This window comes from Paracoccus kondratievae (assembly GCF_009301415.1).
Lineage (GTDB): Bacteria > Pseudomonadota > Alphaproteobacteria > Rhodobacterales > Rhodobacteraceae > Paracoccus > Paracoccus kondratievae.
The window spans coordinates 648636-662123 of sequence record NZ_CP045073.1 but is presented as its reverse complement, the minus strand read 5'-3'; the positions used below and the strand labels follow the sequence as shown (position 1 = coordinate 662123).

The window sequence follows — 13488 nt, the reverse complement described above, 5'->3', positions numbered from 1 at the left end:
AGGAAAATGGAACAGAAGCAGACCATTCGGAACCTGAACACCGCGCTCCAGATGGAGATCACGGCCACTCATCAGTATCAGTTGCACGCGCAGGTTCTGGACGACTGGGGGCTGCCGGGCCTGGCCGAGATGATGCGGCAGGAGCAGGCCGAAGAGACGGAACATTCGGACCGTTTCCTCGACCGCATCCTCTTCCTCGGCGGCGAGCCCGAGGTCGCCTTCGAGAAGGCACCGGTGCGCGCGACATCGTTGCGCGAGATGTTCGAGGCCGATCTGAAGGACGAAGAGAACGCGATCCGCTTCTATACAAATATACAAAGGCGGCGAAGGAAGCCGGCGCCGAAGGTGACATCGGTTCGCGGCTGCTCTTTGAGCAGATTGTGCTCGACGAGGAAGGCCACAAGGCCTGGCTCGAGACCCAGCTCGACCTGATCGAAAGGCTCGGAGAAGCCGTCTATGCTGTCCGCTTCCTCGGCGCTTCCGGCGCCGAAGGCTGAATGCGCAAGAAACATCGGAGGAACAGAGGAGTGTCCCAGGATATCATCAGCAGGGTGTCACCTTCGCGCGGCGCCGGCAGCCCGCGCGTCGTCGGCTTTTACGAGCCCGATACCGGTAGCTGCCAGTATATCTGCGTCGACGAAGAGACGAAGAAATGCGCGCTCATCGACATCGTCCAGCAGTTCGATCCGCGATCGTTCTCCACCGCGTTCGACCATGCCCAGTGGGCGCTGGACTACGTCGAGCGGGAGGGGCTCGAACTGGAATGGATCCTCGATACGCACCCCCACGCCGATCACTTCATGGCGGCGGCCTGGCTGAAGGAGAGAACGGGCGCGCCGATGGCGATCGGCGGGAGATCGCTGCGCTCTGGCGCAAGATCTACAACATGCCGGACGCCTTCCCCGTCGACCCCGACTTCGACCGGCTCTTTGCCGATGGCGACCGCCTCAGGATCGGCAACCTCGACGTCAAGGTGATGCTGTCGCCGGGCCATACGCTGGGCTCGATCACCTATGTCGTGGGCGACGCGATATTTGCCCATGACACGCTGATGCAGCCCGATGCCGGCACGGCGCGGGCCGATTTCCCCGGCGGCGATGCCGGCCAGCTTTACGACAGCATCATGGCGATCCTCGACCACCCTGACGACTACCGCATCTTCATTGGCCATGACTACGGCACGAAGGATCGCGACGAGCCGGCATGGGAAAGCACCGTGGGCGAGCAGAAGGCCAACAACATTCATGTCGGCGGTGGGCGACCGAAGGACGAATACGTCCGCCTCCGGAAAGAACGCGACAAGACCCTGCCGCTGCCCGACCGGATGCTCGCGGCGCTCCAGGTCAACCTTCGCGGTGGTCGGCTGCCCGAGCCAGAGGGCGACGGCCACAGCTACTTCAAGATTCCGGCAAACAAGTTCTGAGGAGTACGCGAGCAATGGACATCAAGAAGATTACGGACAAATTCTCGGTCACTCCGCAGATCACGCCGGACGAGATCGACGCCATCAAGGAGACGGGGTTCAAGGCCATCATCTGCAACCGTCCAGACGGCGAGGGCCCCGACCAGCCGACCTTCGAAGAGATCGAAACGGCGGCGAAGAAGGCAGGACTGGAAGTGGCCTATGTGCCAGTTCAGTCGGGCATGGTGCGTGACGAGGATGTCGAGGCCTTCGGCGCGGCGCTCAAGGACCTGCCGCGGCCGGTCCTCGGCTATTGCCGCACCGGCACGCGCTCGGCCACGCTCTGGTCGCTGCACGAGGCGAAGAAGCGCCCGCTGCCCGAAATCCTCGCCGCCACCAAGGCCGCCGGTTACGACATGTCCGGCGTGGCGCGGCGCATCGCCAATGGCGGCAGGACGCCGACGGACACGGGCGACGCGAAGTTCGACGTGGTCATCGTCGGCGGCGGGGCCGGGGGTATCGCCACCGCCGCCAGCCTGTTGCGCCGCAAGTCGGACCTGTCGGTCGCCATAATCGACCCGGCCGACGTGCACTACTACCAGCCCGGCTGGACGCTGGTCGGCGCCGGCGTGTTCGAGCCGGACGAGACCGCCCGCACGATGGCCTCGCTGATCCCGGCCGGCGTGAAATGGATCAAGGCTGCCGTGGCCGCCTTCGAGCCGAAGAACGACGCCGTGATCCTCGACGGATGCCGGGTGGTCAAATACGACCGGCTGGTCGTCGCGCCGGGGCTCAAGCTGGACTGGGACGCCGTCGAGGGCCTGCCCGAAACGCTCGGGCGCAATGGCGTGACCTCGAACTACCGCTTCGATCTCGCGCCCTACACCTGGCAACTGGTTCGGGAGATGAGGGCGGGCCGGGCGCTCTTTACCCAGCCGCCGATGCCGATCAAATGCGCGGGCGCCCTGCAGAAGGCGATGTATCTGTCGGGCGACGCCTGGCATCGCCGCGGCGTGCTGAAGAATATCGACATCCAGTTCATGAACGCCGGTGGCGTGCTCTTCGGAGTCAAGGAGTATGTCCCGGCACTGATGAAATACGTTGAGAAATACGACGCGACGCTGAACTTTTTCCACAACCTCGTGGCCATCGACGGCGCGGCGAAGAAGGCGACCTTCAAGGTGGCCAGGCCGGACACCGAGCCGGCCGAGGTGACGGTCGATTTCGACATGATCCACGTCTGCCCGCCGCAGGTCGCGCCCGATTTCATCCGCGTCTCGCCACTGGCCGATGCCGCCGGTTGGGTGGACGTCGACCAGGCCACCCTGCGCCACAAGACCTACGAGAACATCTGGTCACTTGGCGACGTGATGAACGCGCCCAATGCCAAGACTGCCGCCGCCGCGCGCAAGCAGGCGCCGACGGTGGCCGACAACATTGTGGCCGATATCGAGGGGCGCAGCCCGATTGCCGCTTATGACGGCTACGGCTCCTGCCCGCTGACGGTGGAGCGCGGCAAGATCGTGCTGGCCGAATTCGGCTATGGCGGGGTGCTGAAGCCGTCCTTCCCGAAGATCCTGCTGGATGGCACCAAGCCCTCGCGCGCGGCCTGGTTCCTGAAGGAGAGGATGCTGCCGCCGATCTACTGGAAGGCGATGCTGAAGGGCCGCGAATGGCTGGCGCAACCCGAGCCGATCAAGGTCGGGGCGGCGGAATAGCCGGCTCCGCTCCAGCATCCGGCGACCGTCCCGGCCGCTGCGAACCGACGGTCTCGGCACCTCCCTGTCGGGCCACGACCGGACGATCAGGGTGAACCCGCTCTGATCGTCCCATTTCCAGGACCAAGACGATGACCACGCTCCGCCGCTATCTGCCGATCCTCGACTGGGGTCGCACCTATGACCGGACCGCCTTTTCCAACGACATGATCGCCGCGGTGATCGTGACGATCATGCTGATCCCGCAATCTCTGGCCTACGCGCTTCTTGCCGGGCTTCCGGCGCAGGCCGGGATCTACGCCTCGATCGCGCCGATCATCCTCTATGCGATCTTCGGCACCAGCCGGGCGCTGGCGGTGGGGCCGGTGGCCGTGGTCTCGCTCCTGGCCGCCAGCGCCGTGGGGCAGGTGGCCGATCAGGGCACGGCGGGCTACGCGGTGGCCGCCCTGACGCTGGCCTTCCTGTCGGGCGGGTTCCTCGTTCTCCTGGGCGTGTTCCGGCTGGGGTTCCTTGCGAACTTCCTGTCGCACCCGGTGATCGCGGGTTTCATCACCGCCTCTGGCATCCTGATCGCCACCAGCCAGCTCAAGCACATTCTTGGGGTCTCGGCCCACGGGCACACCCTGCCGCAGATGCTGGGCTCGATCTTCGCGCATCTGGACCAGGTGAACTGGATCACCCTCGTGATCGGCGTGGCCGCGACCGCCTTCCTGTTCTGGGTGCGCAAGAACCTCAAGCCGGCGCTGCGGCGCATGGGTCTGTCGCCGCTGATGGCGGACGTTCTGACCAAGGCCGGCCCGGTGGCCGCCGTGGTTGTGACGACGCTGGCGGTCTGGGCCTTGGGGCTCGACGCGCGGGGCGTCAGGATCGTGGGCGAGGTGCCGCAGGGCCTGCCGCCGCTGACGCTGCCCGCCTTCGCGCCGAACCTTCTGGGCGCGCTTTTGGTGCCGGCGATCCTGATCTCGATCATCGGTTTCGTCGAATCGATCTCAGTCGCACAGACGCTCGCCGCGAAGAAGCGCCAGCGGATCGACCCCGACCAGGAACTGATCGGGCTGGGCGCGGCCAATCTCGGGGCCGCCTTCACCGGGGGTTACCCGGTCACGGGTGGCTTCGCGCGCTCGGTCGTCAATTTCGACGCGGGCGCCGAGACCCCGGCCGCCGGCGCCTTCACCGCGCTGGGGCTGCTCTTCGCCTCGCTGTTCCTGACGCCGCTGGTCCATTACCTGCCGACCGCGACGCTGGCGGCCACGATCATCGTCGCGGTGCTCAGCCTCGTGGACCTGTCGATCCTGCAGAAGACCTGGGGCTATTCCAGGGCCGATTTCACCGCCGTCGCGGCGACGATCGTCCTGACCCTGCTGATGGGCGTGGAAACCGGCGTGGCCAGCGGCGTGGCGATCTCGGTCCTTCTGCACCTCTACAAGACCTCGCGCCCGCACGTGGCCGAGGTGGGGCTGGTGCCCGGCACCCAGCATTTCCGCAACGTGCGGCGGCACAAGGTGGACACCCGGCCGCACCTCCTGACCCTGCGGGTGGACGAGAGCCTCTATTTCGTAAACGCCCGCTTCCTCGAGGACCTGATCCAGAGCCGCGTGACCGAGGGTTGCGGCATCACCGACGTGGTGCTGATGTTCTCGGCCGTGAACGAGGTGGATTTCTCGGCGCTGGAAAGCCTCGAGGCGATCAACCGGCGGCTCAAGGACATGGGCGTGCGGCTGCACCTTTCCGAGGTCAAGGGCCCGGTGATGGACCGGCTCGAGACCTCGCATTTCCTGAGCGAGCTCACCGGCCGGGTCTTCCTGTCGCAATTCGACGCCTGGACCGCGTTGGCAAGCGAGGAACACCTGAACAGAGCCGCCGAGTAGGAATAGCCAGCCCATGCTCGCCAGTATGGAGATTGGCGGGCCGGGCGTTTTCCTCGCTGGCTTTTCTCGCTCAAGCCCTTCGAGGGCCAGGCAAAGTCACCGCGCAACTGGAGAACGTTCGCCCCCGGTCCCGTCCGCTCCGCCACTTGCCTTTGCGAAAGTGTTCTCCCCACCCGGCCGCGGCCGGATTTTTTCGTTGTTTTCGAGGGTAATGCGGGAGGGGCTGAGCACTGGCCCTGCCGTCGCGAGGCCCCGAAGCGGTCTCTCGGGGCTGATATTCTCCGGACCTCATGACTGCGCCATTTTGGTGAATTTCTCATAAGCCCCTGTAGATATTGGCGAAATTCAAGCCATTGAAATTGCTTGGATTGGAGTCGCGTTTGCGTCTGCCGCGACCGGGTTCGGAAATTCTCAGGCCATGGCCCTTTCCAACCTCTGCTTCCGGCGCTCCCAGTCGGGCATCACCTTGTCGAGGAGATCGAAGAAGGCTGCCCCGTGATGGGGTTCGGCCACGTGGCAGAGTTCGTGGGTGATGACATAGTCGATGGCGTCGACCGGCGCCTGCACGAGACGGCGGTTCAGCAGCAGGCGTCCCGCCGACGACATGGACCCCCATCGCTGTCGGATCTGGCGCACGATAAGTCCCTTCGGCCGGAAAGCCTCGGGATCCGGGAACAGACCGAGACAGAGTTCGATCCGTTCCGGAAACTTGATGTGGGCCCGCTCCCGGTACCATGCCTCGACCAGTTCGCGTGTCACCTCCGGCCTGGTCGGCCGGTGAGTCTGCACGACGATGAAACCGCGGATCAGCTTCACGCTTTCCTGGACATGCGGGACGACCTTCAGCCGGTACTGGCGCCCGAGATAGAGATGCGTCTCTCCGGCGACGAACTTGCGCTCCGGCGTCCGCGGCAGGAATTGGGCAAAGTAACGTTGCTGCCTCGTCACCCATGCCGCGCGCTTCCGCAGCTTGGCTTCTATGGCGTCGAGCGTCGCGTCCTCCGGGGCCGCGATCACCACCGAAGCATCCGGCTCGACAGCGATCTCTAGCGTCTTCCTCGGACGGCGGACGATCTCGTACCGGATCTCCTGCTCGCCGTACTGCAGGCAGTGCAGTTCCCGCGTCATGCCGCGAACCGGGCCCGGGCGAGGTCCATGATCTTCAGTTCGAGCTCGTCGAGCACCTCCACGGGCAGGTCGACGCCCTTTTCGTCGCGCAGGACGTCGAAGAAGTAGTCATCGATGGCATTGCGCAGATTGTTCTGGGCCACCTCGTTCGACCAGATGTCGACGATCAGGTGGGACTTGATGATGTCGATGATCTGTTGAGCGATCGCTGCGGCATCGTCGCCGGCTACCAGCTCATCGTCTTCGGTCTTCAGCTGACCGTCCAGGATCCCGAAGAACGCCTGCGCATCCTCATCGCCCCGGATGCTTTCCGGAACATCGCGGCCGCGATCCTTGCGCGCGACCTTGCTCGCGAGGTCCACGACGCTGTTCAGGTATTCGCGCTCGGACAGCCGCTTCTCGCGGTAGGCGCGGATGGTCTCTTCGAGCAGCTCGGAGAACTGTTTGTAGAACGTCGGGTCCTCATCCATCTTCTCGGTGATCGCCCGCCGGGTCGCGCTGGCGATGCGATCGGCCCTCGAGGCCTCGGAGACGCCCGTCTCTTCGACGACGGCCTTAAGCGCGTCGGGATCGTTGATGTTGACCACCTCGATGATGGTTTCCGCCGGCATTGCCACGACGTGGTCATCAAGGAGCTTCTGGATCTTCGGCTCGAACTCGCGGACATCGACCGTCTCCTGGTAGCGTAGCTGGACCGAGCGCTTGAGTTCGGAGAACTGCTTCCAGTCGCGTTTCAGGGCATCGATCTTGGCCTCGTCGAAGACATCGAACAGCTTGTCGGACGAGAGCGAGATGTGCAGGCAGCGGCTGAATGCCTTGAGGCGCGCGTAGAACTCATGGCGCAGCGCCTCGTCAGCGAGGTGCTGCTCGAACTGCTCCATGTCCTTCTTGTTTCGAACCGGTTTGAAGAGATCCCAGAGCTGATCGTGCAGCTGGGGCAGCTTGCGGATCTCCTCGCGGACGTCATGCACCGTTCCGGCGAGGTCGGCCGCCTCGTAGCCTTCGAAGGCGCTGTACGTCGTCAGCGCACTGTCCAGCTCGCCCAGCAGCCCCTCATAGTCGACGATGAAGCCGAACTGCTTCTCCGTTCCGCCGTCCTCGTAGAGCCGGTTCACCCGCGCGATCGCCTGGAGGAGATTGTGTTCCTTCAGGGATTTGCAGACGTAAAGGACCGTGTTCCGGGGCGCGTCGAAGCCGGTGAGGAGCTTGGAGACGACGATCAGGATCTCCGGATCGCCGGAGCCTTTGAAGGCATCGATGATCTGGCGATTGTACTCTTCTTCGGTCTTGTACCGCGCCATCATCTGCGACCAGAAGCGGCGGACGAGGTCCTTGGACTCCTTGTCGACCTCCTCGTTGCCCTCGTTCTCGTCGGGCGGCGAGATGACGATCGCGCTCGACACGTGGCCGATTTCGTCGAGAACTTCCTTGAAGCGGACGGCCGCCGCCTTCGAGGGGGCAACGAGCTGGGCCTTGAAGCCAGTCCCCTGCCAGTGCTGGCGATAGTGCTCCGAGATGTCGAACGCCTTGGCTCGGATGGCCTGGTCAGTCTTGGCCAGCGCGTCCATCTGGGAGAACTTGCGTTTGAGGTCGGCCTTCTGGCTGTCAGTCAGCCCCTCGCTGATCTTCTCGAACCAGCGGTCGATCACGGTGCCCGAGACCTGCTGCTCCACAAGCCGTCCCTCGTAGAGCAGCGGCACGACGGCGCCGTCGGCGACCGCCTCGTCGATGGCGTAGCGGTGGATCAGCCGCCCGAAGGTCGACAGCGTGTTTTTCTCTTTCTTCAGCAGGGGCGTGCCGGTGAAGCCGAGGTAGCAGGCCTTGGGCAGGAGGCGCCGCATCTTGGCGGCGAACTGGCTGTGGCCGCCGTAGCGCCCCGTCTGCGTTCTGTGGCTCTCGTCGACCAGCACGAAGATGTTCGGATCCTCGTCCATCAGCTTGCTGTTCTTCAGCGCCGTGTCGAACTTGTTAATGATCGTGGTGACCAGCGGAGCCTTGTTCTGGACGAGCTCCAGAAGGTGAGCCCCGCTCGTCGCGCGGATCGGTTCGAGGTCACAGGACTTGAAGGTGTCCTTGATCTGCTTGTCGAGATCGTCGCGGTCCGTGACGATGATGATCCGCGGGTTCTCGATGCTGCGCTCCAAGGCAAGCGAGCGCCCCAGCATCACCATCGTCAGCGACTTGCCCGAGCCCTGCGTGTGCCAGATCACGCCGCCCTTGCGCGCGCCGCTCATGTCGTGCTGCTTGACCGTCTCGACGGCGCGGCGGATCCCGAAGAACTGCTGGTGGCGCGCAACCTTGCGGACACCGCCATCGAACACGGTGAAGCGGCGGATCAGATCGAGCAGCCGCTCGGGGCGGCAGAGTGCATAAACCGTCCGGTCCTGGGCCGTGACCGCGCGCTCGCCCTCGGCGGCCATCGCGTCGAAATAGGCGCGCGCGCCCGCGAAATCACCGGAGAAAATGGCGTCCTTCTCCGCCACGGTGAGCACACGGTTGGCGAAGGGCGCGATGGCCTCGTCGGTGTCTTCCTCGTCGCGCCAGGTCTGCCAGAACTTTCGCGGCGTGCCGACGGTCGCATAGCGCGCCTCGTTCCGGTTCATGGCCACCAGCAACTGGGCGAAGTGGAAGAGCTGCGGGATGTTGTCCTCGTTCTGATAGCCGATCAGCTGGCTGTCCGCCTTCTTCAGGCTTTCGGTCGGCCGCTTGTTCTCGATCACGAGGAGGGGCAAGCCGTTCACGAAGGCGACGATGTCGCAGCGCCTGGTCTGGCTCGATCCGGTCCGCTCGACCGAAAACTCGGCGGTGACATGGAAGGCGTTGTTCTCCGGCCGCTCCCAATCGATGTAGCGGAACGAGTAGCTCTTCGAGTCGCCGTCGATGGACTTCGTGATCGTCGTGCCGAGGATGAGCGTGTCATAGATGTCCTGGTTCGTGCCGCGCAGGCCCTTCAACCGATCTGGCGTGGGCTTGAGCCGCCGCATCGCCTCGTGCGCATCCTCGAGGTCGAAAGCGTACTCGCGGCCCCGATGCGTGAAGCGGTTGATGCGCATGAGCTGCTCGGCGAGAACGTCGTCCAGCACCACGTTCCGCAGCCGCCCGCCGCGCAGGCGCAGCGCCTCCTCATGCGAGAGCGGCTTAAACCCCAGCGCCACGAGCAGCTGCAGCGCCGGGACCTGGGACTGGTATTTCTCGGCGGCGTTGAAGATCTCGGGACTCATAGCGCCCACTCCGGGTGCCTGGCTGCTTTGTAGAAAGTCACGCAGGGCGCGTCAGGCGACTGGCCGAGCTTCTCGCGCTGCGGTTCGAGGATATCGACGAGGCTTTGATAATACGCGGCCTCTCCCGCGTAGGCTTCGCCCGAGGATTTCATCTCGAGGTGCCGACGATATACGTAGCAGATCGCATCGGCGACCTGCACCAGCGAGGAATGGTGCGACTTGATTGCGAAGGCCGTGTTGATGATGTGGTCAAACCGATCCGAATTGCTTCGAGGCAGCCAGATCTTCTTTCCGCGCCTCGAGCCACGGAGCTGGTAAAGACCGTCGTACCAGGCATCCGCGTCGTACAGGCCGTCCGAGAGCTGGGGCATCTCGGTCTTGTTGTCGTCCATGATGACGACGGTCAGACCCTTGCTGTTCTTCACACTCTGCATCTTCTTCTGAACGAGGGCGCAGGTGAACATGGCTCCGGCGAGCCAGTAGCTCTCGCCGAATGGATGACCGTGCCCGGCAGCACGCGCTGCATTCAGCGCCGCGAACGACAAGCCGATGCCGAAGAGCTTTCCGCCGTTGGCGACCGCCAGCTTGCAGATGTCGGTGAGGAACGCCTTGCGCTCGTCGGCAGAGATCTTGCTCCAGCCGCCCTTGCCGTTGATGAACCTGCTCGTCTTGAGCTCGGTGCTCGACCCCGGGTGCTTGGCAAGGAACTCCGCCAGCATCCTGTCGAAGTCGGCGGTTTTCTTGCGCAGCTTGTAGGCGTCCACCATCAGCCCGCACATCACGAAGACATCGCTGTCTCCCGCGGCGCCACTCTCGTCGACGTAGATGAACTTCATTGCGCCACCTCTGTCGTATTCACCCGCCATTCGCCCGTCAGCAGCTTCTGCATCAGACCGCGCTTCTGGCGGGTCAGGGCTTCAATCTCGGCGTCAAGGAGGGCGATTTCGTCACGGCCCGCGTTCAGGGCGCGAGAGATTGCTCGCTGACGTTCGATGCTCGGGACCGGAATGAGGATCGAACCAAGGTCACTGAAACTCACCGTCTCCCGGACACTTCCTTGCGCGGCCAGGGCGATGCGCTGACGTGCCTCAGCCGAACGAAGCCAGTGCCCGAAAAAATCGGAATCCAGCTCGTCGCACACTTGGAAAACGACATACATCGGACTGAGTGCGCCATCTTCCCACGCGTCGAGGCGCGCGATCGAACCTACGTTGATACGGGATGGGTTATAGGCGTATTGGCCGCGTCGCACGATCTTGTAATTCGACAGGTCCGCAGAGGCCACGCGGTGAGCGAACTGATCCTCGGCGAGGACGAAACCAGCCGAATTGGTGACGCTGAGCACGCGCTCGACCTGTTGGCCACGGTTACGGGTGGAGACCTCGCTAAGGAAATCGCGTAGGTGGAGGCGTTCAGTTTGTTCGTCATAGATCAACCTGGCGGCGAGGCCCTCCAGCCGCCGCGCCTTGGCGGCGCGCAGTGCGGCGAGCTTTTCGAGCGCCTCGTCCCAAGTCCGCAGGATCTCGGCGATCTTGCGCTGTTCCGGGAGCGGCGGAACGGAAATCTTGAAAGGCTCAATCTTTTCAAGGCTAAGGTTAGCTTGCGCGTTCTGGGTGGAGAGCGCCGCTAAGTCGTTCTTCGAAAACTTCAGCGACTGGAAAAGCCACTCGGGATCAAAGCCGTTGCGCGGCTTCACAGCCACCACGCTGTCGGGGCACGCGGCATCGAAGCCCGAAATGGCCACATCGCCAATGTTCGCGGCAATCGACATGAAGATCGTGCCGCGCGGGAACATCTTGCTCACCCCAAGACCGAGTTCATTCAGCGTCTGGGTCCAACCCTGAATGACGCGACCAGCTCTCGCGATATCGCCGGTCTGCAAGAAAGGAATTTCGCCACCGTAATACTTCGGGTCGTTTCGGGGACGCGCGGAGAACTTGCCGCGCTCGATGCTCGCAACCTTCGAGAGTGGTAGCTTGGCGTAAGGCTCACGCATCAACGCCGAGCTCCTTCAGATACCCGGCCATCTTCGCCCGAACCTCGGCCAGCTCGGCCTCGATCCGCAGGATGTCCTTCTGCACGGCGGCGACGTCGATCTCTTCCTCGGGCTCGAAGGTGTCGACGTAGCGGGGGATGTTGAGGTTGTAGCCGTTCTCGGCGATCTCCTCGGGCGCCGCCCGATGCGAATAGCGCTCGATCTCGGCGCGGGCGCTGTAGGTCTCCAGCACCTTGGTCACATGCGCCTCGTCCATCACGTTCTGGGTTTTGCCCGGCGCAAACTCCTTGCTCGCGTCGATGAACAGGACGTCGCGCCGGTCCGCGTTCGCGCCGCCTTCCTCGCGCGAGCGGTCGAAGATCAGGATGGCGACCGGGATCCCCGTTGTGGTGAACAGGTTGGCCGGCAGCCCGACGACGGCGTCGAGCAGGTTCTCTTCGATCAGCTGCTGCCGGATGCGCCCCTCGGCGCCGCCCCGGAACAGCACGCCATGCGGCACGATCACCGCCACGCGGCCGGACTGCCGCTTGGCGATCTCGATCATGTGCGTAATGAAGGCGTAATCGCCCTTGGACTTGGGCGGCACGCCGCGCCAGAAGCGCTTGTACTGGTCGGTTTCCGCGTTCTCCGCGCCCCACTTGTCGAGCGAAAAGGGCGGATTGGCGAGCACCACGTCGAAACGCATGAGGTGGTCGCCCTCGACCAGCGCGGGGCTGTTGAGCGTGTCGCACCACTCGATGCGGGCTGCGTCGCGGGCATGGAGGAACATGTTCATCCGGGCCAGCGCCCAGGTCGCCCCGTTCACCTCCTGCCCGTAGAGGGCGAAGTTCTCGGACCCGACCTCCTGCGAGGCCTGGATCAGCAGCGAGCCGGACCCGCATGCGGGGTCGCAGATCGTGTTGCCGGGCTGCGGCGCGGCCAGCTTGGCCAGCAGCCGCGACACGGCGGTGGGCGTGTAGAACTCGCCCGCCTTCTTCCCCGCGTCCGACGCGAAACGGGAGATCAGGTAGATGTAGCACTCACCGATAATGTCCTCGGTCACCCGCGACGGGCGCAGGTCGAGCGCGGGTTTGGCGAAGTCCTCGAGGAGGTTCTTTAGGCGTCGGTTGCGATCCTTTGGACGGCCGAGATTGGCCTCTGAGTTGAAGTCGATGTTGCGGAACACGCCCTCCAGCTTGGCGCGGTTCGCGTCCTCGATCTTCTCGAGCGCGATGTTGATCAGCTCGCCGATATTGGGCTCGTTGCGCTGGGCGTAGAGGTCGTAGAAGCTCGCCCCCTCGGGAAGAATGAAGCGCTCGCGCTCCAGGCGCCGGCGAATGCGCGCCTCGTCGCCACCATATTGCTTGCGGTAGGTCTCGAGGTGGTCGTTCCAGAGGTCCGAAATGTACTTCAGGAACAACATCACGAGGATGTAGTCCTTGTACTGACCGGCATCGACGGCGCCCCGGAAGGTGTCGCAGGCCGCCCAGGCGGTCTGGTTGATCTGCTGTTGGGTAATCTGATCGGTCATCAGGCAATTTCCTTCTGGTCGGCGGCCTTCGCTGCATCGCCGAGAATGGCGCTTACGAGTTCTTCGCGGCGAGCGGCGAGTTGACGGAGCAGCTGCCCCTCCTGCCGGGCGAGGGCGTCGAGTTCGACGATACGTTTCTGCGTGGGCAGGTCGGGCACGGCGATCTCGAGGTTCTCGAGGACCGCCATGGGAATCATTCTGAGGCTTGTGCCCTGCGCTTCCGCGCCGAGCCTGCGCTGCGCGTCAGGCTGGTTGATGGCCCAAGCCAGGTATTCGGGGAGAACGCGGTCCCTGTCCGGGCGAACGATCACCAGCGGAACGATGACCACGGCAGGTTCCGGCAGCGGATCGCGAATGGCCGCCGCAACGTTCGGCTCGCCGCGCGAGCGAAACACGACCTCGCCGCCACGGACAAAGTATCGGTCGGGCAGCTTGCCCAGATCGTACCTTTGGAAGTCTGGGCCCGGTGCCGCGCCTTCCGCCCCAACATCACGCAGCTGCAGCGCCGGCACGCCACCCTCCGGCAGCGGATCGAGCCTGCTGCGCGCCGTGTAGCCGGAGTGAATGTCCGAGAGCTCCGCGAGCCGCATGAAAGAATCCTCTGTAAGGCGATTTACAGAGATCTAAGCGAGACCGCTCCCTCGA

9 protein-coding genes and 1 pseudogene are annotated in these 13488 nt (G+C 64.1%); 4 read left to right on the top strand and 6 right to left on the bottom strand.

Translation table 11 applies throughout. The annotated features are described in order from the left end of the window. The first annotated feature begins 6 nt into the window (after nt 1-6). The 4 genes and pseudogenes from F8A10_RS14575 to F8A10_RS14560 all read left to right on the top strand — a co-directional run bounded on the left by F8A10_RS14575 (nt 7) and on the right by F8A10_RS14560 (nt 4988). Nucleotides 7-432: a ferritin-like domain-containing protein gene (locus tag F8A10_RS14575; RefSeq protein ID WP_198517369.1), complete on the top strand. Its 426-nt coding sequence runs from the start codon at nt 7-9 to the stop codon at nt 430-432. Nucleotides 433-497: 65 nt separating this feature from the next. Next, nucleotides 498-1423 (top strand): annotated as a pseudogene (locus tag F8A10_RS14570) (MBL fold metallo-hydrolase). A 14-nt stretch (nt 1424-1437) separates the two neighbouring features. Continuing rightward, nucleotides 1438-3120, top strand: a complete 1683-nt coding sequence (locus F8A10_RS14565; protein WP_152367686.1) for a bifunctional protein tyrosine phosphatase family protein/NAD(P)/FAD-dependent oxidoreductase — start codon at nt 1438-1440, stop codon at nt 3118-3120. 131 nt (nt 3121-3251) lie between these two features. Continuing rightward, a complete protein-coding gene (locus F8A10_RS14560; protein ID WP_152367685.1) occupies nt 3252-4988 on the top strand; it encodes a SulP family inorganic anion transporter in 1737 nt (578 codons plus the stop codon). 411 nt (nt 4989-5399) lie between these two features. Here the strand turns inward: F8A10_RS14560 and F8A10_RS14555 are convergent, their stop codons facing one another. Genes F8A10_RS14555 through F8A10_RS14530 form a run of 6 tightly spaced genes read right to left on the bottom strand, consistent with a single transcriptional unit; the run spans nt 5400 to nt 13433 of the window. Then, on the bottom strand, nt 5400-6116 hold the full coding sequence (locus tag F8A10_RS14555; protein ID WP_152367684.1) for a M48 family metallopeptidase: 717 nt from the start codon (nt 6114-6116) through the stop codon (nt 5400-5402). Then, complete coding sequence (locus F8A10_RS14550) at nt 6113-9337, bottom strand: type I restriction endonuclease subunit R (protein ID WP_152367683.1); 3225 nt, start codon at nt 9335-9337, stop codon at nt 6113-6115. Before F8A10_RS14550 ends, F8A10_RS14555 begins: the two co-directional genes overlap by 4 nt. After that, complete coding sequence (locus F8A10_RS14545; protein WP_152367682.1) at nt 9334-10173, bottom strand: DUF3800 domain-containing protein; 840 nt, start codon at nt 10171-10173, stop codon at nt 9334-9336. Before F8A10_RS14545 ends, F8A10_RS14550 begins: the two co-directional genes overlap by 4 nt. Then, nucleotides 10170-11333 (bottom strand): restriction endonuclease subunit S, encoded by a 1164-nt coding sequence (locus F8A10_RS14540; protein WP_193668299.1) that lies wholly within the window; start codon nt 11331-11333, stop codon nt 10170-10172. Before F8A10_RS14540 ends, F8A10_RS14545 begins: the two co-directional genes overlap by 4 nt. Beyond that, nucleotides 11326-12843: a type I restriction-modification system subunit M gene (locus F8A10_RS14535; RefSeq protein ID WP_152367681.1), complete on the bottom strand. Its 1518-nt coding sequence runs from the start codon at nt 12841-12843 to the stop codon at nt 11326-11328. The genes F8A10_RS14540 and F8A10_RS14535 overlap by 8 nt, the downstream gene beginning before the upstream one ends. Continuing rightward, a complete protein-coding gene (locus F8A10_RS14530; RefSeq protein ID WP_152367680.1) occupies nt 12843-13433 on the bottom strand; it encodes a restriction endonuclease subunit S domain-containing protein in 591 nt (196 codons plus the stop codon). Before F8A10_RS14530 ends, F8A10_RS14535 begins: the two co-directional genes overlap by 1 nt. Between the last annotated feature and the right edge of the window lie 55 nt (nt 13434-13488).

Coding starts and splice junctions, on each gene's coding strand:
- F8A10_RS14530 (WP_152367680.1), bottom strand. CDS start 13,433: ATGCGGCTCGCGGAGCTCTCGGACATTCACTCCGGCTACACGGCGCGC.
- F8A10_RS14540 (WP_193668299.1), bottom strand. CDS start 11,333: ATGCGTGAGCCTTACGCCAAGCTACCACTCTCGAAGGTTGCGAGCATC.
- F8A10_RS14545 (WP_152367682.1), bottom strand. CDS start 10,173: ATGAAGTTCATCTACGTCGACGAGAGTGGCGCCGCGGGAGACAGCGAT.
- F8A10_RS14560 (WP_152367685.1), top strand. CDS start 3,252: ATGACCACGCTCCGCCGCTATCTGCCGATCCTCGACTGGGGTCGCACC.
- F8A10_RS14565 (WP_152367686.1), top strand. CDS start 1,438: ATGGACATCAAGAAGATTACGGACAAATTCTCGGTCACTCCGCAGATC.
- F8A10_RS14550 (WP_152367683.1), bottom strand. CDS start 9,337: ATGAGTCCCGAGATCTTCAACGCCGCCGAGAAATACCAGTCCCAGGTC.
- F8A10_RS14575 (WP_198517369.1), top strand. CDS start 7: ATGGAACAGAAGCAGACCATTCGGAACCTGAACACCGCGCTCCAGATG.
- F8A10_RS14535 (WP_152367681.1), bottom strand. CDS start 12,843: ATGACCGATCAGATTACCCAACAGCAGATCAACCAGACCGCCTGGGCG.
- F8A10_RS14555 (WP_152367684.1), bottom strand. CDS start 6,116: ATGACGCGGGAACTGCACTGCCTGCAGTACGGCGAGCAGGAGATCCGG.